The sequence below is a fragment of the Serratia rhizosphaerae genome (assembly GCF_009817885.1).
Taxonomy (GTDB): Bacteria; Pseudomonadota; Gammaproteobacteria; order Enterobacterales; family Enterobacteriaceae; genus Serratia_B; species Serratia_B rhizosphaerae.
In genome coordinates this window covers 1,734,990-1,756,114 of the sequence record NZ_CP041764.1, presented here as the reverse complement: position 1 = coordinate 1,756,114, position 21,125 = coordinate 1,734,990, and the positions used below count along the sequence as shown (strand labels likewise).

The window sequence follows — 21,125 nt, the reverse complement described above, 5'->3', positions numbered from 1 at the left end:
AGAGGGCCATTATGGCGACTTATTCTAGCAACGATTTCCGTTCGGGTCTTAAAATCATGTTTGAAGGCGAACCTTATGCTGTGGAATCCAGCGAGTTCGTGAAACCAGGTAAAGGTCAGGCGTTCGCCCGCGTAAAAATGCGCCGTCTGCTGACCGGCACCCGCGTGGAAAAAACCTTTAAATCTACCGATTCTTGCGAAGGCGCAGACGTAGTAGATACCAACATGAACTACTCGTACACCGACGGCGAGTTCTATTACTTCATGCACCCTGAAACCTTCGAACAGTATCAGGTTGACGGCAAAACCGTATCCGACGCGGCAAAATGGCTGCAGGACAATGCGGAATGTATCATCACCCTGTGGGATGGCCGTGCTATCGCCGTTCAGCCGCCGAACTTCATCGAAGCGGAAATCACTGATACCGATCCAGGCCTGAAAGGCGATACCGCAGGTACCGGCGGTAAACCTGCTACGCTGTCTACCGGCGCCGTGGTTAAAGTGCCGTTGTTCGTACAGATTGGCGAAGTGATCAAAGTTGACACCCGCTCTGGCGAATACGTGTCACGCGTTAAGTAAGCATCAAAGCGGGGGAGTCATCGGATTCCCCCGTTTTATTTTATTCCCTTGATAGTTGGCAGAATTTGCATGATGAAGAAAACTCTGTTGGCCGTTATTTCCTTGACGCTGCTGCTGTCGTTGAGCGGTTGCAACACCTTCCGTGGCTTTGGCCAGGACGTTCAGCATCTTGGCGGCGCGATCTCCCGTGGCGCGAGCTAAGCTGCCGTCCATAGCACACATCATTTCTTGCGCAACGCCCGCCAATATTGACTACGCTTAGAGAGCCGTATCTTTTCATCACTGATAAATAAGGAAGTCTTATGCTGAAGAAAAGTATCCTTGCTATGTGCTCCGTGCTGTTCCTGTTTTCGCTGACCGCGTGCAATACCACCGAAGGCATCGGTAAGGATGTACAGGCCGGCGGCGAAGCGATTCAACGCAGCGCGCAATAGCGTCACGCTCTAATGTCTGTGGTATTCCATTAGCAATCACGGGCGTTGTTCTCTGTTCCCTGGCGGTGGAATACCCTGTATGCATAGCTTCTGTGCGGCAACGGTATGTTCCGCAGACGCCATTTTGGCGATATAATCCATAACTTCACTCAGCCAGGTTGGACGACCTCCCTGCGCTTCCTGCTGTCCGGGGACGACCCCACCTAATCCTGGAGCCGTTTCATGGCGTGGATCATTCTTGTTTTTGCCGGTTTACTGGAAGTTGTCTGGGCGATAGGCCTGAAATATACCCACGGTTTTACCCGTTTGACGCCAAGCATTATTACCATCGCTGCGATGGTGGTGAGTATGCTGCTGTTGGCGAATGCGATGAAAACGCTGCCGGCCGGCACGGCCTATGCGGTATGGACCGGCATCGGCGCGGTAGGCGCGGCGGTGATGGGCATGATATTGCTGGGCGAATCGACCAACATGATGCGCATTCTCAGCCTGTGCCTGATTATTGCCGGTATTCTGGGGCTGAAATTCAGCAGTCACTGATGCGGTAAATACCAGGGGCGACCGGATAGCTCGGCCGCCCCTGGTGGCTATAGCGTCACGACGCCGATCAGCGCGACGACGCTCAGGATGGCCGCCAGGCCGTAGAACACCCACTTACCGGCCGGCACGTGGATTTTCAGGTCGTGCATCGCGTGGTGGATACGGTGCAGGCCGCACCACAGCGGCAGAATGATCGTCAGCAGCAGGAACAGGCGGCCGATCAGGCTCTGGCAGAACGTCAGTACGCGTTCATAGCTCAGCGCATCGCCCGGAAACAGCCCCAGCGGCAGCAAAATACCCAGCAGCAGCACGATCACCGGGGCCACGATGGCGCCCCACATGCCGCCGGCGCCGAATAGTCCCCAGAAAATCGGCTCGTCGGAGCGTTTAGGTGCGTGATTAATCATATTTCCTCCCAATTACAGTAGCGCGACGGCGAGAACGACCAGCGTGACCAGAATGGTCACCGCCCACAGGGCTTTGACGATCGGGCCGGGGCCCATTTTCTCGCCGTTGACCACGATATTGGCCGCTTTAGGCGCCAGATCGAACCAGGTTTTGGTGTGCAGCAGCGCCGCCAGCAGGGCGATGATATTAATCAGCAGCACCAGCGGGTTTTGCAGGAAACCGACAAACCCCGCCCAGCTCTCCGCGCCGCCCTTCAGGGCAAAGACGCCGTAAATCATCAGGATGCTGAACCACACCGCCGGCACGGAGGTGCCTTCACGCAGCATATAGAAGCGGTAGAACCCCAGTTTTTGCCACCAGTTGGGCGCCATGGCGCGCACATAAGGCTTACGTTGTGTTGTCATTGCACTCTCCTCTCCCTTATTGCGGCTTCAGCATGGCGATCATAAAGTCGGTAGCGCTTTCAACTTTACCCTGTTGAATTGCGGCGGCCGGGTCGACGTGTTTCGGGCAGACTTCAGAGCAGTAACCGACAAAGGTGCAGCTCCAGACGCCGTTCTGACCGTTGAGCTGCGGCATACGCTGTTTTTTGCCGTGGTCGCGATTATCGAGGTTATAGCGGTGCGCCAGCGTAATGGCGGCCGGGCCGATAAACTCAGGGTTCAGGCCGAACTGCGGGCAGGCGGCGTAGCATAAACCGCAGTTGATGCAGCCGGAGAACTGGTGGTACTTCGCCATCTGCGCCGGCGTTTGCACGTTGGGACCGTCTTCCGGCTTGCGATCGTTGCCGATGATATACGGCTTAATCGCTTCGAGGCTTTCGATAAAGTGGGTCATATCGACCACCAGGTCGCGCTCGATCGGGAAGTTGCCCAGCGCCTCGACCTTCATGCCGCCCGTGTAGTCGCGCAGGAAGGTTTTGCACGCCAGCTTCGGCACGCGGTTGACCATCATGCCGCAGGAGCCGCAGATCGCCATGCGGCAGGACCAGCGGTAGGACAGATCCGGCGCCAGGTGGTCCTTGATATAGCCCAGCGCATCCAGCAGCGAGGTCTGCTCGTCATAAGGCACGCTATAGGTCGCGAAATGTGGTGCGTCATCGCTTTCCGGGTTATAACGCATGACCTCGATTTTCAGCGTTTTCATCTCAGCCATTCGCCTGCTCCTTCTCCTTTTTTTCCTGCGCATCGGCCTCTGCGCCATATACGCGCTTGGCCGGCGGCAGTTTGGTAATTTTCACATCGCTGTATTCCAGGCGCGGCGCGCCGTCGGCGTGGTGAAACGCCAGCGTATGTTTGAGGAAATTGACGTCATCACGCTCGGTGCAGCCGTTATCCAGCCGCTGGTGGGCGCCGCGCGACTCTTTGCGGTTAAAGGCGGAGTGCGCCATGCATTCCGCCACGTTCAGGCCGTGGCCCAGTTCGATGGTGTACAGCAGGTCGGTATTGAAGACGCTGGAACGATCGGCAATCCTGACGCGTTTAAAGCGTTCCTTCAGCTCCGCCAGCTTGTCGATGGTTTTCTGCATCAGTTCCGGCGTACGGTAGATGCCGCAGCCTTCCTCCATCGACAGGCCCATTTCGTCGCGGATTGCCGACCAGCTTTCGTCGCCCTCCTGCGCCATCAGGGCATGGAGGCGCTGCTCGACATCGCGGCTTTGCGCCTCCAGCGCGCCGCCGTTGGCCGGCGTACTCTCCAGTGCGCGCTGCGCGGCATGTTCGCCCGCCACTCGGCCGAACACCACCAGTTCCGCCAGCGAGTTGGAGCCGAGACGGTTGGCGCCGTGCAGGCCGACGGAGGAGCATTCACCCACTGCATACAGGCCTTTGATGCGGGTTTCGCAATTCTGATCGGTTTCAATACCGCCCATGGTGTAGTGCGCGGTCGGGCGCACCGGGATTGGTTCTTTCACCGGATCGACGCCGACATAGGCCTTGGCCAGCTCACAGATAAACGGCAGGCGTTCGAGCAGCTTCTTCTCACCGAGGTGGCGCAGGTCCAGATAGACCACGTCGCCGCGCGGCGTGGCAATGGTGCGGCCGGCGCGCCATTCATGCCAGAAAGCCTGAGAGACTTTATCGCGCGGCCCCAGCTCCATATATTTGTTTTTCGGCTCCCCGAGCGGCGTCTCCGGCCCCATGCCGTAATCCTGCAAATAGCGGTAGCCGTCTTTGTTCACCAGAATGCCGCCTTCGCCGCGGCAGCCTTCGGTCATCAGGATGCCGGAGCCGGGCAGGCCGGTAGGGTGATACTGCACAAACTCCATGTCACGCAGCGGTACGCCGTGACGGAAGGCGATGCCCATACCGTCGCCGGTGACGATACCGCCGTTGGTGTTGTAGCGGTAAACGCGGCCGGCGCCGCCGGTGGCCATCACCACCGCGTTGGCGCGGATCTGTACCCGGTTGCCTTCCATCATATTAATGGCAACCAGGCCGCGCGCCTGGCCGTCATCGACCAGAATATCGAGAACGAAATGTTCATCAAAACGCTGAATCTGCGGGTATTTCAACGAAGTCTGGAACAGGGTGTGCAGCATATGGAAGCCGGTTTTATCGGCGGCGAACCAGGTGCGTTCGATTTTCATGCCGCCAAAGCGGCGCACGTTGACCGAACCGTCCGGTTTACGGCTCCACGGGCAGCCCCACTGCTCCAACTGGGCCATTTCACGCGGGCAGTGATGCACGAAGTGATCCACCACGTCTTGTTCGCACAGCCAGTCGCCGCCGGCGACGGTGTCGTTAAAGTGATAATCGTAGGCGTCGTGCTCCTGGGTCACGGCGGCGGAACCGCCCTCGGCGGCCACCGTGTGGCTGCGCATGGGATAGACTTTTGACACCAGGGCAATTTTTAAAGTGGGGTTGGCTTCCGCGGCGGCAATCGCCGCACGTAAACCCGCGCCCCCGGCGCCAATAATGGCGAGATCGGCGTTAAAGGTTTGCACTGCACTCCTCCAGTATTCTTGTCAGAACGGCTGATTAACTTTCAATGCTTAAGATTCAGGAATCATTCGGATGCTAATTAAAACGCCGGTAATTGATGGAATTGGCCCCCATGCACAGATAACCCCCGGCAAATATTGGGGATTAATATACCCAAAGTTGAGTAGGTGAAATTTGATGTGATCGATTATTTTGTCGTTTAATGCGCTTGCCGGAGGCCTTACTGTAAAAAACGGCGTCTTGCTCTCATTTCACTTCTATTTGCCTTATTCACAGCGGTTTATATAGCCGTTACTGTTTTTATGTTTTTAATTGGCTGATGGCGGTCGGCCGCTGCAAGCATTTGTTTGCCCGGCGGGATGCGAGTAGACTGCATGCCCTGTTTGATTTCGGAGTAATTACCATGAGCGAAGCGGCAAGCTGGCAGCCGAGTGCACCCATCGCCAATTTGTTGAAACGCGCAGCGATCCTCGCTGAGATCCGGCGCTTTTTCGCCGATCGCGGCGTATTAGAGGTGGAAACGCCGGCGATGAGCCAGGCGACCGTCACCGATGTCCATCTGGTCCCGTTTCAGACGCAGTTTGTCGGCCCGAGCGCGGCGGATGGCATGACGCTGTACATGATGACCAGCCCGGAATATCACATGAAGCGTTTGCTGGCAGCCGGCAGCGGCCCGATTTATCAGTTGGGGCGCGCTTTCCGCAATGAGGAGGCCGGACGCCACCACAATCCTGAATTCACCATGCTGGAGTGGTACCGTCCACATTACGATATGTACCGGCTGATGAATGAAGTGGATGACTTATTGCAGCAGGTGCTGGACTGCGACAGTGCGGAAACGCTGTCCTACCAACAGGCGTTCCAGCGCCATCTGGAGATTGACCCGCTGTCGGCGGATAAGGCGCAGCTGCGCGAAGCCGCCGCTAAGCTGGATCTTAGCAATATCGCCGATACGGAAGAGGATCGCGATACGCTGCTGCAGCTGCTGTTTACCTTCGGCGTAGAGCCGCACATCGGCCGTGAGAAGCCGGCGTTCGTCTACCATTTCCCGGCGTCACAGGCGGCGCTGGCGGAGATCAGTACGGAAGATCACCGCGTGGCGGAGCGTTTTGAGGTGTACTTTAAAGGCATCGAACTGGCGAACGGCTTTCGCGAGCTGACCGACAGCAATGAGCAGCGTCAGCGTTTTGAGCAGGATAACCGCAAACGCGCGGCGCGCGGCCTGCCGCAGCAGCCGATTGACTATCACCTGCTGGATGCGTTAAGTCACGGTATGCCCGAGTGCGCCGGCGTGGCGCTGGGGGTCGATCGTCTGGTGATGCTGGCGCTGGGGGTGGAAAGCCTGAGTGAAGTGATTGCGTTCCCGGTGACGCGCGCCTGATTGGCAGCGTTGTCCGCAATGAAATAAACAGGCCGACATGATGATGTCGGCCTTTTTTATGCTTACAGGCTGCCGGAGTCGCGCTTGGTGCTCGGGGCCGGCGTAGAAGACACCGCACGGCCGTCGTGGTTGGTAATGCGCGACAGGGTGTCGGTGCGCACCTGGAACGGCGGATAAGGCAGGGTAATGCCGTGTTCGCGGTAACCGGCCAGGATCAGCTGGTGCATCTCGTGACGTAGCGGCATACGGTGGCCCATCTCGGCGGCGTAAATACGCAGTTCAAAGATCTGAATACCCTGCTGCAGATCGACCAGATAGACCTCCGGCGGCGGGTTGTCCAGCACCAGCGAACAGCGGTGGGAGGCGTCGGTGAGGATTTTGGTCACTTCCTCGCTGTTGGCTTCCGCCGGCGCCGGTACGGTCAGCACCACACGGGTGATGGCATCGGACAGTGACCAGTTGACGAACTGTTCGGTGATAAACGCCTTGTTCGGCACGATGATCTCTTTGCGGTCCCAGTCGGAAATCGTGGTGGCGCGGGTGTTGATCTTGGTGATGCTGCCTGTCAGGTTGCGGATCGTGACGGTATCGCCGATGCGGATCGGCTTTTCAAACAAAATGATCAGGCCGGAGATGAAGTTGGAGAAGATCTCCTGCATGCCAAAGCCTAAGCCGACGCTGAGCGCGGTAACCACCCATTGCAGTTTCGACCATTCGATGCCGATCCAGGAAAAGCTGAGGATGGCGCCGAACAGCAACAGCAGATATTTGGTGATGGTGGTAATGGCATAGCCGGTGCCGGGTGCTAGATCCAGGTGCTGCAGCACCGCCAGCTCCAGTAATGCGGGCAGGTTGCGTACCAGCTGCATGGTCACCATTAGCACCAGCACGGCGATCAGCACTGCGCCGAGAGTAATTGACTGGACGCTGTCAACGCCGTTGCTGGACGAGGTGACGTTCCACAGCGAGATGTTTTCCAGGAAGGCAAAGGCGGAATGGATTTCCGACCACAGAAAGATCACCGACACCAGCGCGATCATCGTCAGGATTGAACGCACCAACCGCAGCGACTGGGCGCTGATCGCATCCAGATCGATCTCCGTCTCATCGACTTCCATGCTGCCCTCATTACTGCTGGTGATGGGCGTTGAGGCGCTTTCCTCCTCCCCGCGCGCACGCTGGGCGAGAATTTCGGCGCGTCGCTGTTTGGCGCGGTCGAAGGCGATGCGCCGGCGCTGAATCAGCATCCAGCGGCGGATGATGTGGTAGATCACCAACAGGAAGAACCAGATGGCGACCGAGGTTTCCAGGCGCGCCAGTAGAGCCTGTGCGGTGGTGAAATAGCCGATAGCGGCCGCCAGCGCTGCCAGCAGCGGCGCAGACATCAGCACCCCCCACAGTGCGCTATTCACCATGTTTTCGCCGGAGCCTTTTTTATCCAGGTAGAGCGGGATGCCGGCGCGCTTCAGGCTGCTGGTCACCAGCAGCAGGGCGATGCACAGCAGGATAAAGCACAAACGTCCCAGCGTGTTGGAAAACTCGCGATCGTTGAGGTTATCGAAGGTGATCAACGCCATGATCAACGGCACGATCAGCCAGATCGACATTTTATAATAGCGCATGGCACGTGAAACTTGCTTCACCGGCCAGCCGAAATGCACGATAAACAACCCGCGCGGGTGAGCAAAGGCCGCGCTGATCATACAGACCCACAGGATCGGCAGGGTGGCGGTCACGCCGTCGCCGATCGCCACGGCGACCGGGTAAGGCCAGGCATTTTGCAGGCCGAAGCCCAGCGCCGCCCACAGCACCGGCAGCGGCAGCGCCACCAGAATCGACCAGAAGACGTTGCGCAGGGTCAGATAGAACTGATCCTGAGTGACCTTGCCGACCTTACTGCTCGAGCGTTCCAGAAATGCGTGATAGTGCTTGCGGGTGCTGATGCTGAATATCACCAGCAACAAAGCGCCGAAAATGGGCACCAGCGTACTGCGGCTGGTCACCATCATCACAAAGGCACCGCTCAGTTGCGCCAGGGTGTCCAACGACAGCAGACGCGTCAGGTCGTGCGCCACGTTGATGGGATAGGAAAGCGTCAGCGGGCTGACGTCCGGCACCCAGAACAGATAGCGGTGGGTGGCGTCCTTAATCTCATTGAGTGCGTCGACCAGCTGGGTATTGGCCACCTTCAGCTTGGTCAGCTCGAGGATTTGCGTGTCGCAACCGGACAGCAGGGAGTTGAGCAGTTCGCGCTGGGTGCGCAGCTGTGCGTCGATAATCTGTTGCTGCCCCGGCGTCAGGTCGGAGCCGTCGTCCTGTTTAAGGCTTTGCGCACGCTGCGGCAGCTTTTCCAGCTGGTTTTCAAACTGCAGGCGCTGTACGCGCAGCTGCGCCATATCGCTGTCCGACTGCTGAGGTTTAGGCATTTCCGGCAGCGTTGACACCTGTGCGCGCAGCGTTTCGCCCAGCACCGGCGACGAACCCAGCCACTGTGCCTGCTCGATGATGGTGCTCATTGCCTGACGCACCTGTAGGGTTTGCGAGGCGGCCTGGCGCTGCTGCGAAGAGATCAGGTCCATGCGCTGCGCCTGGTTGTTCAGAGCGGTGGACAATTCACGGTTGATTTGCAGCTGTTCGCTGATGCTTTTCGGCAGCTCGCCGCTCTGTTCGGCCAGTTGTTCAGTTTTTTTCAGCGCCAGCTCGGCTTCGCGCTGACGCTGGTTATTCAGGTTATTGCGCAGCGCCTGCAGTTGAATATCCAGCTTTTCATGGCGCTTTTTAAACACTTCGGCGCGCATGCGCGCCAGCTCCTGCCGGTTATTGGCCGACAGCTGTGCAAGATCCAGTTCATTGACCTTGGCCTTGCGCGCGGCGGCTTCGGTCTGCAGCAGATACAGCTGCGCCAGCGCCGGCGGCTTGGTTGGGTTTGGCGGCAGTGCCTGCAGGCGGCGCTGGGTTTCCGTCAGTGTGCGCCGGGCTTCAGTTTGTTGCTGTGGCAACTGGCCGAGTGAGTCGCTGATCTCGCGCGAACGATCCTGCTCCTGCTGCATCAGGCGCGCCTGTTCCAACAGTTGGCTGCTGGTCTGCAGAATTTGCTGTTCCAGCTCGCTGGTGGGCAGATTGTCGCCGTTCGGCAGGATTTTGGCGTTTTCGACCGTTAACTGACGGCGCAGCTGCTGCGCCATCTTGGGAAAGTCGTCGATCACTTTCTGGTACTGTTCCGTACGCGTCAGGGATTCTGCGCGTTCGGCCAGCCGGTTGAGGGCGCTTTGCAGCGCCTCAACCGTTTCCGCCTGATTGGGTGCGTTCTTATTGCTTTCTGCCTGTTTCAGCTCCTGTTTGAGCTGTGACTCGCTGGGCAGCGCCGCCGCCAGCGCCGGCTGAGCCAGTAAACAACCGAGCAATAATGTGGTGATAATCAGGCGCACGGCATCATTCCTTTAGGTTTGCGGCGCTTCTGCCGCATCACGCGCGGTAGCCGCTTCGGCAAAGGCTTCGCCCATACGGGTCACGGTGCCGTTGTTCAGGCGCGGTTCGAAATGCACGCTGTTGGCGGTAAACAGGTTGATCACCGTCGAACCCAGCTTAAAGCGGCCCATTTCAGCGCCTTTTGCCAGCGTAATGGCGTCGTCTTCACCGGCCGCCGGGTAGGCCCAGCGTTTGATGATACCTTCGCGCGGCGGCGTAACGGTGCCGGCCCACACGGTTTCAATGCTGCCGACGATGGTGGCGCCGACCAGTATTTGCACCATAGGCCCGAACGCCGTGTCGAAGACGCAGATCACGCGTTCATTACGGGCGAACAGGTTAGGCACGTTGGCGGCGGTCAGCGGGTTGACCGAGAACAGGTCACCCGGCACGTAGATCATCTCGCGCAGCACGCCGTCGCACGGCATATGCACGCGGTGATAGTCACGCGGCGCCAGGTAAGTGGTGGCGAACAGGCCGTTGCGGAAGGTGTCCGCCAACTGATAGTTACCGGCCAGCAGCGCCTCCAGGCTGTAGTGATGCCCCTTGGCCTGGAAGATTTGATCGTCGCGGATCAGGCCAAGCTGGCTGATGGCGCCGTCAGCCGGCAGCGCCAGCACGTTGGCTTCGCTGACGACGGGACGCGCGCCGTCGCGCAGTGGACGAACGAAGAATTCGTTGAAGGTGGCGTATGAGGTCAAATCCGGGTTCTGCGCTTCCTGCATATCCACGCGGTAATAGCGGGCGAACAGTTTTACCACCTGCTGCGTCAGCCAGCCGGCCTCTTTGTCTGCACCCCAGCCGGCCAGACGGGTCAGCGCCAACTTCGGCAGCCAGTATTGTAATTTGATTTTGATGCTATCCAGCACGTTAACCTCTTAAAAAGGGGGTAAAAGGCGCGCATTGTAACGACCCGCAGATCGCTGTCAACGTTCGCCCGATTGCGTTAACCGTTGGCGTCCAGCAGGTTCTTGCGAACCTTGACCTGCGCCATACTTTCCAAAATACGGTGATAATTGTCGAAGCGCTCTTCGGCGATATCGCCGCGCTCCACCGCCGCGCGGAGGGCGCAGCCGGGATCGTTGTCGTGTTTGCAGTCGCGGAATTTACAGCCGCCCAGGTAATCGCGAAATTCGACAAAGCCCTGGGTAATCTGTTCCGGCTCCAGGTGCCACAGGCCAAACTCGCGCACCCCTGGAGAGTCGATAACATCGCCGCCGTGCTGGAAATGGTACAGCCGCGCCGCGGTGGTGGTGTGCTGGCCGAGGCCGGAGACATCGGAAACGTTATTCACCAGAATCTGTTCGTCGGACGGCGGCAGCAGGGCGTTCAGCAGGCTGGATTTCCCTACACCGGACTGCCCGGCGAAAATACTGATGCGCCCTGCCAGCGCCTGCTCGAATTCCGCCATGCCTTCGCGGGTACGGCTGGAAACCTCCAGCACCCGGTAGCCGATGCGGCGGTAAATATCCATCATGCCGTCAACCAGCTGGCGCGCTTCATCATCCAGCAGGTCGATTTTGTTCAGCACGATCAGCGGCTCGACATCCAGCGTTTCACAGGCGACCAGATAACGATCGATAATGTTCAGCGACAGCTCCGGCAGGATCGCTGACACGATCACGATCTGATCGATATTGGCGGCGATCGGTTTGACGCCGTCGTAAAAATCCGGGCGCGTCAGCACCGAGCTGCGTTCATGCACAGCTTCGACGATGCCTTTTACTCCTTCATGGTTGCCAAGGCCGGGACGCCAGACCACGCGGTCGCCGGTCACCAGCGAACGCAGGGTACGACGAATATTGCAGCGATGCTGGCTACCGTCTGCTGCTTCAACGTCGGCGTGCATGCCAAAGCGGCTGATGACGATCCCCTCTTGCGGTTCACCCAATTGGCTATCGTCCAGTTCCGGTTTGTTATCAGTGCGCTTCAGGCGACGCTGATGGTTCGCCTGCACACGGCGTTGTTGACCTTTAGACAGTTTGTTTTTGCTCACTGCGCCTCACTCTTCGGCTTTATATCGCTCTATCGCTCGTTGCGACTAAAAAGACTATGATACACGCTATTTTATATTAAATAACCGTTGTTGGCTGCCGTGCGCCGTTGCGGAATATTTGCCGCCGCCGGCCGGCGCAGGGCTGTCTTGAGGCTTACAGGCAGGAACTATCATGACCGCAAACGAAAATAACCTGATTTGGATCGATTTGGAGATGACCGGTCTGGATCCCGAGCGCGATCGTATTATCGAGATCGCAACGCTGGTGACGGACGCCAATCTGAACATTCTGGCGGAAGGGCCGGTGATCGCCGTGCATCAGTCAGACGAACAGCTGGCGCTCATGGATGACTGGAACGTGCGCACCCACACCGGCAGCGGGCTGGTGGAACGGGTGAAGGCCAGCACCGTTGACGACCGGGCAGCGGAACTGGCGACCATTGCGTTTCTTGAGCAGTGGGTGCCGGCGGGCAAATCGCCGATTTGCGGCAACAGCGTGGGCCAGGACCGGCGTTTTCTGTTCCGTTATATGCCGTTGCTGGAAGCCTACTTCCACTACCGCTATCTGGATGTCAGCACGCTGAAGGAGTTGGCGCGCCGCTGGAAGCCGGAAATTCTGACCGGCTTTAAAAAGCAGGGCACCCATCAGGCGCTGGACGATATCCGTGAATCGGTGGCGGAGCTGGCCTATTACCGCGAGCATTTTATTCAGCTGTAAGCTGCAGATAGCCGTTAGACGTTCAGAAAATGCCGCTTTTCGCCGCTTAATTCGCCATATTGGCGCATTAAGCAGCAATCAAACAAAAAAAGCGATTTTTTGCGTTTAGGGGCTTGCGGCAAAAAGGAATTCTCGTATAATGCGCACCCCGTACCGATGAAGAATTTCGAAAAGTTCAGCTATCGATACGACGCGGGAATAGCTCAGTTGGTAGAGCGCAACCTTGCCAAGGTTGAGGTCGCGAGTTCGAGCCTCGTTTCCCGCTCCAAATTCAGCAATGTCGCACTATGCGGCATGATGAGTAACAAGCAGTACCAGCAGTAACCATGCGACGCGGGAATAGCTCAGTTGGTAGAGCGCAACCTTGCCAAGGTTGAGGTCGCGAGTTCGAGCCTCGTTTCCCGCTCCAAAATTTCAAAGGCCATCTTCATTTTTGGCCGGATGCTGTAAAGCATCTCTTGTGTGCGGGAATAGCTCAGTTGGTAGAGCGCAACCTTGCCAAGGTTGAGGTCGCGAGTTCGAGCCTCGTTTCCCGCTCCAATTTTCTCCCCCCTGAATGTATCCATACCGCCTGAAAAGGTGCGGTAACACGTCTTCTCTCCTATCCTTGCGAAAAATCTTGTAAACAGAGTTATCCACAGGCCGAACGAGTAATACCTCTTGGATAAAAAAACAACGCCTTCAGAATGAAATATTTATCTTTTTGATTTTTAATCATATTTATTTATTTGAAAACGTTACCCCGATCACTTGCTCTTTTTGTGACGTTTGAAAGACAACGGGTTTTTATTTTTATGCACAAGTCCACAGGCAACGGGGAGGGGTGGATGATAGGTCTGCCATTGGCCTCAGGCATCCCTCGGTAATCCTTTTTCCACAGCGCGTATTAATCGTTTTTTCTGCGGGCTTTGTACCTCAACGCGGTGTTCGGCGCGGCGGGCAAGTTGTTGCTGTAACGCCCACTCGATATGTTCATCCAGCAGTTCGTTTTGCCCCTGCCGCGTGCGCAGGGCGGTGATGACCTCTTCCTGGTACGGCGCGTTGCCAAGTGCGACGGCGATGTTACGCAGCCAACGCAGATGGCCAATGCGGCGAATCGCCGAGCCCTCGGTGATGCGCAGAAATTTCTCTTCACTCCAGGCAAACAGATCGATCAGCTGCGGAGCGTGCAGCGCCGCGCGCGGGCTGAAGTCTGCTTCGTCAGTCAGCTGTGAGAAACGGTTCCACGGGCAAATCAGCTGGCAGTCGTCACAGCCGTAAATGCGGTTGCCCATGAGCGGACGAAACTCTTCCGGAATGGCGCCTTCCAACTCAATGGTCAGATAAGAGATACAGCGCCGGGCGTCAACGGTATATGGCTCGACGATGGCGCCGGTCGGGCAGGTGGTGATGCAGGCTACGCAGCGTCCGCACTGCTCCTCTTGCGGGCGGTCGACCGGCAGGGGCAAATCAATCAGCAATTCGCCGAGGAAAAACCATGAACCGGCTTCCCGATTGAGAATCAGTGAGTGTTTACCAACCCAGCCAATCCCGGCTTTAGCGGCTAACGGGCGTTCCATAATTGGTGCCGAATCGACAAACGGACGAAAATTCAGTTCGCCACAGTACTGCTGGATCTGTTCGCCGAGCTTTTTCAGGCGCTGACGCAGCAGTTTGTGGTAATCACGCCCCAGCGCATAGCGGCTGACATAGCCGAGCTGCGGATTGTTCAGCGTGCTGGCGAACGCCGCTTTGGCCGGCAGGTAGTTCATGCGCACGCTGATCACCCGCAGAGTGCCGGGCAGCAGTTCATGAGGCCGGGCGCGCAGCATGCCGTGGCGTGCCATCCACTCCATTTCACCGTGGTACTGCTTATCAAGCCACGCCTGCAATTTGGGCTCTTCTGCGCTCAGATCGGTATCGCAGATACCAACCTGCTGGAATCCTAGCGATTGCCCCCATTGCTTGATATGTTGGGCGAGTTGATTGAGATCGAGAGGGTGAGTCATGACGGGCCATAGTGAGAAACAATACGCTGTCAGTTTACCACACTCTGTCTGGCCTGCGGACTGGATCCGACAGGCGGAGCCGTTAGCGGCGGCGGCGGCCGGGATTTCGCTGTACGAACTGATGCTGCGCGCAGGCCGGGCGGCTTACCAACTGGCTTGCGATCGCTATCCGGCTGCGCGTCATTGGCTGGTGCTGTGCGGGCATGGCAATAACGGCGGTGATGGCTATGTGGTCGCGCGTCTGGCCGCCGAAGCCGGCGTGCGGGTGACGCTGATCGCCGGCACAGGTGCGCGCCCCTTACCGCCGGAAGCGGCGGCGGCGCGCCAGGCCTGGCTGGATGCCGGCGGTCTGGAACTGGCGAGCGACAGCCGCTGGCCGGTGGATATCGACCTGATCATCGATGGCCTGTTGGGCAGCGGGCTGACGAGCGCGCCGCGTGCACCGGTGGCGGCATTAATCGAGGCGGCCAATCACAGCGGGCTGCCGATTGTGGCGCTGGATATTCCCTCCGGACTGCTGGCGGCCAGCGGCGCCGTTCCCGGTGCGGCGATCCGCGCCGCGCACACCATCACCTTTATCGGATTGAAGCCGGGCCTGCTGACCGGCCAGGCGCGCGATTGGGTCGGGCAACTTCATCAGAGTACGCTAGGATTATCTGACTGGTTGGCGCAGCAACCGGTGCAGATTCAGCGCGTTAGTGCGCCCGATCTGGCGGGATGGCTGCCACCGCGCCGTCCGTGTTCTCATAAAGGCGAACACGGGCGCCTGCTGTTGGTCGGTGGCGATCGCGGCTTTGGTGGTGCGATACGTATGGCCGCTGAAGCGGCGCTGCGCAGCGGTGCAGGTCTTGTGCGAGTACTTACTCACTATGAGCATGTGGCGCCGCTGCTGACGGCGCGTCCCGAGCTGATGGTGCAAGCGCTGGATGACGAGGCCCTGCAGCGGGCGCAGGCGTGGGCTGATGTCACGGTAATTGGCCCGGGTCTTGGGCTGGAGGCGTGGGGTCAGAATGCGCTGAAAGTTCTCCAATCCAGCGATAAACCAACATTATGGGATGCTGATGCGCTTAACCTGCTGGCATTAAATCCCGAGAAGCGTCAGAATCGTGTTATTACGCCGCATCCCGGCGAAGCGGCGCGGCTGTTGGGCTGTAGCACCGCTGACATTGAAAGTGATCGCTTACTTGCCGTGCGACGTTTGGCGGCGGAGTATGGCGGCGTTGCGGTGCTGAAAGGCGCGGGGACGCTGATCGCCGATGAGCACGGCGCGATGGCGATTGCCGATGTCGGCAACCCAGGTATGGCGTCCGGCGGTATGGGCGACGTGCTGGCGGGTATTATCGGCGGATTGCTGGCGCAAAAGCTCTCGCTGTATGATGCCGCCTGCGCCGGTTGTGTGGTCCACGGCGTTGCCGCAGATAGCGTGGCGGAAAAACAGGGCACCAGAGGGTTGCTGGCGACCGATTTACTGCCGGCGATCCCCTATTACGTTAATCCTCAGTTGGCAAAATAGATATTATCGAATGAAAGAACTCGTGTTACCTCTGCCGGATGAGGCAGCGACGGTTGAATTGGGAGCCGCGTTGGCGCAGGCGTGCGATCGGGCCAGCGTCATTTACCTGTATGGGGATTTGGGCGCCGGTAAAACGACCTTCAGCCGCGGTTTCCTGCAGGCGCTGGGCCATCAGGGCAATGTGAAAAGCCCGACCTATACGCTGGTGGAGCCTTATGCTCTGGAGCCGCTGTCGGTTTATCATTTTGATCTGTATCGGCTGGCCGACCCTGAAGAACTCGAATTTATGGGCATTCGCGACTACTTCGCGCAGAATGCCATTTGCCTGGTGGAATGGCCGCAGCAGGGCGCGGGCGTCTTGCCGGCGCCGGACCTGGCGCTGCATCTTAGCTACCAGGATCAAGGCCGGGAAGCGCGTCTGGACGCGCTGTCCGACTATGGCAGCCAACTCATCGACCGAATCCACGGGTAACAGGGATGACGCCAACATGATGTATGGACTAAAGAAAATCCTCGGCATGGCGCTGATCGTCGCGATGGGGCTGTTTGGCCCGTCGCTGGCGCAGGCGGCGTCATCGTCGCTGGCGGATATCAAAGTCACCAACGCCCAGCGCGAGGCGACCGTCGCGGTCAGCTTTAACGGCCCGCCGGCCTATGCGTTCTTCCCGCTGCACGGGCCGGAGCGCGTAGTGCTGGACGTCAATCAGAGCGGCAAAGTCAGCGGCCTGCCGCTTAACTTCAGCGGCCAGAATCTGGTGAAACGCATCCGCTCCAGCGCGCCGAAAGACGCGCAGAGCGTGCGCCTGGTGTTTGAGCTGACGCAGCGCGCGAAAACCCGCGCGGTCACGCGGCAGAACGGCAACGTGTATACCGTGGTGTTTACCATTGCCGCGACGGGCAGCAATAACGTCGTGCGCCAGGCGCCCGCGCCGGCGGCCAGTAAGCCGCTGGTCAGCAAGCCGGTAGTGACGAAAACAGAAGAGCCGGTGCGCCGTGTGGCGTCTACCCGCTCATCCGGCAGCAATCCGTTTAAGGAAAAACCGACCGTGGTGGCCGGCACAGCAACGGCGGAAACGCCGCGCAGCAGCCGCGTGTCCGCCGGTTCGGGCAACCGCGTGGTGGTGGCGATCGACGCCGGCCACGGCGGCCAGGATCCCGGCGCGCTGGGGCAAAACGGGTTGCGTGAAAAGAACGTAACCATTGCCGTTGCCCGCCGTCTGGAGACGTTGCTGGAGAAAGATCCGATGTTCAAACCGGTGCTGACGCGTACCGGCGACTATTTTGTGTCGGTAATGGGGCGTTCGGAAGTGGCGCGTAAGCAAGGGGCCAACGTGCTGGTGTCGATCCACGCGGACTCGGCGCCAAACCGCAGAGCGACCGGAGCGTCAGTGTGGGTGTTGAATAACCGCCGTGCCAACAGTGAAATGGCCAACTGGCTGGAACAGCATGAGAAACAGTCCGAGCTGCTGGGCGGCGCGGGCGATCTGCTGGCCAGCAATCAGGCCGATCCGTATCTCAGCCAGGCGGTGCTGGACCTGCAGTTCGGCCATTCGCAGCGCGTGGGCTATGATGTGGCGGTGAAGGTGCTGAGTGAAATGCAGACTATCGGCGTGCTGCACAAGAGCCGTCCGCAGCCGGCCAGTCTTGGCGTGCTGCGCTCGCCGGATATTCCTTCCCTGCTGGTGGAAACCGGCTTTATCAGCAACCCTTCGGAGGAGCGACTGCTGGGCAGTAGCGACTATCAGGAAAAGCTAGCCAAGGCGATTCATCGCGGCCTGCGCAGCTACTTCCTGTCGCATCCGCTACAAGCCGACCCAAAGGTGGAAAACCGACCGCTGGACGTCGCAGCGGCGGTTAACACGGCTTCACCAGACGTTAGCAGCAGTTACCGGGGTAAAACGCAGATTCACGTTGTGCGCAGAGGGGAAACGCTCTCTGCGATTGCCCGCCGTTACGGCACCAGCATGACGGCGTTGCATAACCTCAACAAATTGAAGAAAGACGGCGTATGGGTAGGACAACGCCTGAAAGTGCCGGCGGCGGGCGCCGCTGCCGGCAGTCAGCACATCGCCAAAACGCGCGGCGGCGTGAGCAAACCGTCGCGGCATAAAGTGGTGCGCGGTGATACGCTGTCTTCCATTGCCGTACACTATGGCGTTAGCGTCAGTGCCCTGAAAAGCGCCAATCGCCTGAAGTCGGACGTCGCGCCGCTGGATCGGACGCTGACCATTCCGCATACCTGAACCATCAAGGGGAGCCCGCATGTCAATCCAGGTGTTACCGCCACAGCTTGCCAACCAGATCGCCGCCGGAGAAGTGGTTGAGCGGCCTGCGTCGGTCGTGAAGGAGCTGGTGGAGAACAGTCTGGATGCCGGGGCCACGCGCATTGATATTGAGATTGAACGCGGCGGCGCCAAGCTGATCCGTATTCGCGATAACGGCTGCGGTATTGGTAAGGAAGAGCTGGCGCTGGCGCTGGCGCGGCACGCCACCAGTAAAATCACCACCCTCGACGATCTGGAAGCGATCGTTAGCCTGGGCTTTCGCGGCGAAGCGCTGGCCAGTATCAGCTCGGTATCGCGCCTGACGCTGACTTCGCGCACTGCCCAGCAGCAGGAAGCCTGGCAGGCTTATGCCGAAGGGCGCGAGCAGGCGGTGACGGTCAAGCCGGCGGCGCATCCGGTAGGCAGCACGCTGGAGGTGTTGGATCTGTTTTACAATACGCCGGCGCGGCGTAAATTCATGCGCACCGAAAAAACCGAATTCGGCCATATCGACGAAGTGGTGCGACGCATTGCGCTGGCGCGTTTCGATGTGGCAATCACGCTCAGCCACAATGGCAAGCTGATGCGTCAGTATCGTGCGGCGAAAGAAGAGAGCCAGCATGAACGCCGTCTTGCCAGCATCTGCGGCCCGGCGTTTTTACAGCATGCGCTGGCGGTTTCCTGGCAGCACGGCGATTTAACCATCCGCGGCTGGGTGGCGGACCCTGCAGGCGCGCGATCGCTTGGCGATATGCAGTACTGCTATGTCAACAGCCGGATGATGCGCGACCGGCTGATCAACCACGCGATCCGCCAGGCGTATCAGGACCAGCTGCAGGATGAGCAGCAGCCGGCATACGTGCTGTATCTGGACGTCGATCCGCATCAGGTGGACGTCAACGTGCACCCCGCCAAGCATGAGGTGCGTTTTCATCAGGCACGTCTGGTGCATGACTTTATCTACCAGGCGGTGACTACGGTGCTGCAGCAGGTGGGGCAGGCGCCGTTGCCGCTGGCGGAAGAAGCGGAACAGCAGGAGCCCGCGCCGGCCTGGCAGCCGGAAAACCGCGTCGCTGCCGGCGGCAATCATTTTTCTCAGCCGGCGCCGGAGAGCACGGCACGGCGTGAAACGGCGCCTTCCGCACCGGCGAGCGAGCGGGGGTCGCAGGGCTATCACGGCGGCTCCGGCTACCAGAAGCGCGAAGGCGAGCTGTATGGGCGCCTGATGCAGGCGACGCCTGAACCGGCGCCGGCCGCTGCCAAAGAGAAACCGCCGCTGTTCCCGTCGGCGAAAACGACACAGGCACCGCAGGAGCCGGCGTTGGCCGGCAGCCAGCATGGTTTCGGCCGGGTATTGATGGTGTACCCGCCGTGCTACGCGCTGATGGAGCAGCAACAGCATCTGTCGTTGCTGAACCTGCCGGTGGCCGAGCGCTGGCTGCGCCAGGCGCAGCTGACGCCGCCGGAAGAGGGGCTGCGCCCGCAGCCGCTGCTGATCCCGGTAAAACTGACGCTGGAAAAAGCGGAGGTTGCCGCCTGCACGGCGCATCAGGCGCTGCTGGTGAAAATGGGGATGGAGCTGCAGGTCGATCACGGGCGTGTGACGTTGCGCGCAGTGCCTTTACCGTTACGCCAACAAAATTTACAAAAGTTGATTCCGGAACTGTTAGGCTATCTGGCCGACCATAAAGCGATGTCGCCTGAGGTGCTGGCCACCTGGTTTGCCCGCCATCTTGGCAGTGAACATGAACAGTGGAACGCCTCGCAAGCGATACAATTACTGACCGACGTTGAACGACTTTGCCCGCTGCTGGTCAAAGCGCCACCGAGCGGTCTCTTACAACCTGTTGATTTACAGGCTGCACTGGCAGCCCTTACACATGACTGAAACAGCAATAACGCCGCGGCCTCCGGCGATTTTTATCATGGGGCCGACAGCGTCGGGCAAGACCGCGTTGGCGATGGCGCTGCGTGAGCAACTGCCGGTAGAGCTGATTAGCGTCGATTCGGCGCTGATTTATCGCGGGATGGATATCGGCACCGCCAAGCCGAGCGCCGAAGAACTGGCGCAGGCGCCGCATCGGCTGATAGATATCCGCGATCCCTCCGAGGCATATTCCGCCGCGGACTTTCGCGCCGACGCGCTGAAAGAGATGGCCGAGATTACCGCCGCCGGGCGCATTCCGCTGCTGGTGGGTGGCACCATGCTGTATTTCAAGGCGTTGCTGGAGGGGCTTTCCCCGCTGCCGTCCGCTGATGCGGTGGTGCGCGAACGTATTGAACAGCAGGCGGCGGAGCAAGGTTGGGAGGCGCTGCACCAGCAGTTACAGCAGATAGATCCGGTAGCGGCGTTAAGAATTCATCCGAATGATCCGCAGAGACTGACCAGAGCACTGGAAGTTTTTTTTATTTCGGGTAAAACTTTAACGGAACTGACTAAAATTTCGGGTGAATCGTTGCCGTATCATGTTCACCAATTTGCGATAGCGCCGAACAGCCGTGAGTTGTTGCATCAACGCATTGAGCTGCGGTTCCATCAAATGTTGGCGGCAGGTTTTGAGACGGAAGCGCGCGCACTTTTCGCGCGGGGTGATTTGCATACGGATTTGCCTTCCATTCGCTGTGTCGGTTACCGCCAGATGTGGTCATATTTGTCTGGCGAAATTAGTTACGATGAAATGGTTTATCGTGGTATTTGCGCAACGCGTCAGTTGGCCAAACGTCAAATGACCTGGTTACGGGGCTGGGAGTCAGTCCGCTGGCTGGACAGCGAAAAGCCGGGAGAGGCTTTGGCGTCGGTGACACAGGTTGTTAGTGCATAGGCTGATTGATTGTGTACAATTGATGAGTATTCAGCGCGCAAATTTTTTTAGGTCGTACATTTTAGAGCCGACA

19 protein-coding genes and 3 tRNA genes are annotated in these 21,125 nt (G+C 58.9%); 14 read left to right on the top strand and 8 right to left on the bottom strand.

Annotation, left to right across the window (positions count from 1 at the left end):
• The first annotated feature begins 11 nt into the window (after window positions 1–11).
• The 4 genes from efp to sugE all read left to right on the top strand — a co-directional run bounded on the left by efp (window position 12) and on the right by sugE (window position 1,552).
• Window positions 12–578 (top strand): elongation factor P, encoded by a 567-nt coding sequence (efp, locus tag FO014_RS08300; RefSeq protein WP_105229464.1) that lies wholly within the window; start codon window positions 12–14, stop codon window positions 576–578.
• A gap of 69 nt (window positions 579–647) precedes the next feature.
• A complete protein-coding gene (locus tag FO014_RS08295) occupies window positions 648–779 on the top strand; it encodes an entericidin A/B family lipoprotein (RefSeq protein ID WP_041411700.1) in 132 nt (43 codons plus the stop codon).
• 101 nt (window positions 780–880) lie between these two features.
• On the top strand, window positions 881–1,012 hold the full coding sequence (locus FO014_RS08290) for an entericidin A/B family lipoprotein (RefSeq protein ID WP_054306510.1): 132 nt from the start codon (window positions 881–883) through the stop codon (window positions 1,010–1,012).
• Between the two features lie 222 nt (window positions 1,013–1,234).
• Window positions 1,235–1,552, top strand: a complete 318-nt coding sequence (gene sugE, locus FO014_RS08285; RefSeq protein WP_105229465.1) for a quaternary ammonium compound efflux SMR transporter SugE — start codon at window positions 1,235–1,237, stop codon at window positions 1,550–1,552.
• Between the two features lie 47 nt (window positions 1,553–1,599).
• Here sugE and frdD read toward each other — a convergent pair whose 3' ends face one another.
• Genes frdD through frdA form a run of 4 tightly spaced genes read right to left on the bottom strand, consistent with a single transcriptional unit; the run spans window position 1,600 to window position 4,904 of the window.
• Window positions 1,600–1,959, bottom strand: coding sequence for a fumarate reductase subunit FrdD (gene frdD, locus FO014_RS08280; protein WP_160028936.1), 360 nt, complete (start codon window positions 1,957–1,959; stop codon window positions 1,600–1,602).
• 12 nt (window positions 1,960–1,971) lie between these two features.
• Complete coding sequence (frdC, locus tag FO014_RS08275) at window positions 1,972–2,364, bottom strand: fumarate reductase subunit FrdC (RefSeq protein ID WP_160028934.1); 393 nt, start codon at window positions 2,362–2,364, stop codon at window positions 1,972–1,974.
• Window positions 2,365–2,380: 16 nt separating this feature from the next.
• A complete protein-coding gene (locus tag FO014_RS08270; protein WP_105229468.1) occupies window positions 2,381–3,115 on the bottom strand; it encodes a succinate dehydrogenase/fumarate reductase iron-sulfur subunit in 735 nt (244 codons plus the stop codon).
• Window positions 3,108–4,904, bottom strand: coding sequence for a fumarate reductase (quinol) flavoprotein subunit (gene frdA / locus FO014_RS08265; RefSeq protein ID WP_160028932.1), 1,797 nt, complete (start codon window positions 4,902–4,904; stop codon window positions 3,108–3,110). Before frdA ends, FO014_RS08270 begins: the two co-directional genes overlap by 8 nt.
• A gap of 401 nt (window positions 4,905–5,305) precedes the next feature.
• Here frdA and epmA point away from each other — a divergent pair, with 401 nt between their 5' ends.
• Window positions 5,306–6,283 carry an elongation factor P--(R)-beta-lysine ligase gene (gene epmA, locus FO014_RS08260; protein ID WP_160028930.1) on the top strand — a complete coding sequence of 326 codons (978 nt, stop codon included), beginning with the start codon at window positions 5,306–5,308 and terminating at the stop codon, window positions 6,281–6,283.
• A 62-nt stretch (window positions 6,284–6,345) separates the two neighbouring features.
• On the opposite strand, the gene mscM is transcribed toward epmA, so the two are convergent.
• From mscM to rsgA, 3 genes are all read right to left on the bottom strand, one after another.
• The gene (gene mscM / locus FO014_RS08255; protein ID WP_160028928.1) at window positions 6,346–9,711 is read right to left on the bottom strand and encodes a miniconductance mechanosensitive channel MscM; all 3,366 of its coding nucleotides are present in this window, start codon (window positions 9,709–9,711) and stop codon (window positions 6,346–6,348) included.
• A gap of 12 nt (window positions 9,712–9,723) precedes the next feature.
• Complete coding sequence (gene asd, locus FO014_RS08250; RefSeq protein ID WP_160028926.1) at window positions 9,724–10,620, bottom strand: archaetidylserine decarboxylase; 897 nt, start codon at window positions 10,618–10,620, stop codon at window positions 9,724–9,726.
• A 77-nt stretch (window positions 10,621–10,697) separates the two neighbouring features.
• Window positions 10,698–11,747: a small ribosomal subunit biogenesis GTPase RsgA gene (gene rsgA, locus FO014_RS08245; RefSeq protein WP_105229473.1), complete on the bottom strand. Its 1,050-nt coding sequence runs from the start codon at window positions 11,745–11,747 to the stop codon at window positions 10,698–10,700.
• Window positions 11,748–11,919: 172 nt separating this feature from the next.
• Here rsgA and orn point away from each other — a divergent pair, with 172 nt between their 5' ends.
• The 4 genes from orn (at window position 11,920) to FO014_RS08225 (ending at window position 13,005) form a co-directional block, all read left to right on the top strand.
• On the top strand, window positions 11,920–12,465 hold the full coding sequence (orn, locus tag FO014_RS08240) for an oligoribonuclease (RefSeq protein WP_160028924.1): 546 nt from the start codon (window positions 11,920–11,922) through the stop codon (window positions 12,463–12,465).
• A 192-nt stretch (window positions 12,466–12,657) separates the two neighbouring features.
• A tRNA-Gly gene (locus FO014_RS08235) sits at window positions 12,658–12,733 on the top strand.
• Between the two features lie 65 nt (window positions 12,734–12,798).
• A tRNA-Gly gene (locus FO014_RS08230) sits at window positions 12,799–12,874 on the top strand.
• A 55-nt stretch (window positions 12,875–12,929) separates the two neighbouring features.
• Window positions 12,930–13,005: transfer RNA gene (locus FO014_RS08225), tRNA-Gly, on the top strand.
• Between the two features lie 308 nt (window positions 13,006–13,313).
• Here the strand turns inward: FO014_RS08225 and queG are convergent.
• Entirely contained in the window at window positions 13,314–14,453 is a 1,140-nt protein-coding gene (queG, locus tag FO014_RS08220) for a tRNA epoxyqueuosine(34) reductase QueG (protein WP_160028922.1), read from the bottom strand.
• Between queG and nnr the strand changes: the two genes are divergently transcribed.
• Genes nnr through miaA form a run of 5 tightly spaced genes read left to right on the top strand, consistent with a single transcriptional unit; the run spans window position 14,452 to window position 21,052 of the window.
• Window positions 14,452–15,966 (top strand): bifunctional ADP-dependent NAD(P)H-hydrate dehydratase/NAD(P)H-hydrate epimerase, encoded by a 1,515-nt coding sequence (gene nnr, locus FO014_RS08215; RefSeq protein ID WP_160028920.1) that lies wholly within the window; start codon window positions 14,452–14,454, stop codon window positions 15,964–15,966. The two genes, queG and nnr, sit on opposite strands and share 2 nt — an antisense overlap.
• A 10-nt stretch (window positions 15,967–15,976) precedes the next feature.
• Entirely contained in the window at window positions 15,977–16,438 is a 462-nt protein-coding gene (gene tsaE / locus FO014_RS08210) for a tRNA (adenosine(37)-N6)-threonylcarbamoyltransferase complex ATPase subunit type 1 TsaE (RefSeq protein ID WP_054306982.1), read from the top strand.
• A 16-nt stretch (window positions 16,439–16,454) separates the two neighbouring features.
• The gene (gene amiB / locus FO014_RS08205) at window positions 16,455–18,209 is read left to right on the top strand and encodes an N-acetylmuramoyl-L-alanine amidase AmiB (RefSeq protein WP_160028918.1); all 1,755 of its coding nucleotides are present in this window, start codon (window positions 16,455–16,457) and stop codon (window positions 18,207–18,209) included.
• Window positions 18,210–18,228: 19 nt separating this feature from the next.
• Window positions 18,229–20,118, top strand: coding sequence for a DNA mismatch repair endonuclease MutL (gene mutL / locus FO014_RS08200; RefSeq protein ID WP_160028916.1), 1,890 nt, complete (start codon window positions 18,229–18,231; stop codon window positions 20,116–20,118).
• Window positions 20,111–21,052, top strand: coding sequence for a tRNA (adenosine(37)-N6)-dimethylallyltransferase MiaA (gene miaA, locus FO014_RS08195; protein ID WP_160028914.1), 942 nt, complete (start codon window positions 20,111–20,113; stop codon window positions 21,050–21,052). Before mutL ends, miaA begins: the two co-directional genes overlap by 8 nt.
• The last annotated feature ends 73 nt before the right edge of the window (window positions 21,053–21,125 follow it).

Bases quoted from the DNA above. Each gene is read 5' to 3' on its own strand.
- epmA (WP_160028930.1), top strand. From the start codon at position 5,306: ATGAGCGAAGCGGCAAGCTGGCAGCCGAGTGCACCCATCGCCAATTTG.
- mutL (WP_160028916.1), top strand. From the start codon at position 18,229: ATGTCAATCCAGGTGTTACCGCCACAGCTTGCCAACCAGATCGCCGCC.
- efp (WP_105229464.1), top strand. From the start codon at position 12: ATGGCGACTTATTCTAGCAACGATTTCCGTTCGGGTCTTAAAATCATG.
- frdC (WP_160028934.1), bottom strand. From the start codon at position 2,364: ATGACAACACAACGTAAGCCTTATGTGCGCGCCATGGCGCCCAACTGG.
- FO014_RS08295 (WP_041411700.1), top strand. From the start codon at position 648: ATGATGAAGAAAACTCTGTTGGCCGTTATTTCCTTGACGCTGCTGCTG.
- frdD (WP_160028936.1), bottom strand. From the start codon at position 1,959: ATGATTAATCACGCACCTAAACGCTCCGACGAGCCGATTTTCTGGGGA.
- miaA (WP_160028914.1), top strand. From the start codon at position 20,111: ATGACTGAAACAGCAATAACGCCGCGGCCTCCGGCGATTTTTATCATG.
- orn (WP_160028924.1), top strand. From the start codon at position 11,920: ATGACCGCAAACGAAAATAACCTGATTTGGATCGATTTGGAGATGACC.
- nnr (WP_160028920.1), top strand. From the start codon at position 14,452: ATGACGGGCCATAGTGAGAAACAATACGCTGTCAGTTTACCACACTCT.
- FO014_RS08290 (WP_054306510.1), top strand. From the start codon at position 881: ATGCTGAAGAAAAGTATCCTTGCTATGTGCTCCGTGCTGTTCCTGTTT.
- tsaE (WP_054306982.1), top strand. From the start codon at position 15,977: ATGAAAGAACTCGTGTTACCTCTGCCGGATGAGGCAGCGACGGTTGAA.
- amiB (WP_160028918.1), top strand. From the start codon at position 16,455: ATGATGTATGGACTAAAGAAAATCCTCGGCATGGCGCTGATCGTCGCG.
- queG (WP_160028922.1), bottom strand. From the start codon at position 14,453: ATGACTCACCCTCTCGATCTCAATCAACTCGCCCAACATATCAAGCAA.
- FO014_RS08270 (WP_105229468.1), bottom strand. From the start codon at position 3,115: ATGGCTGAGATGAAAACGCTGAAAATCGAGGTCATGCGTTATAACCCG.
- sugE (WP_105229465.1), top strand. From the start codon at position 1,235: ATGGCGTGGATCATTCTTGTTTTTGCCGGTTTACTGGAAGTTGTCTGG.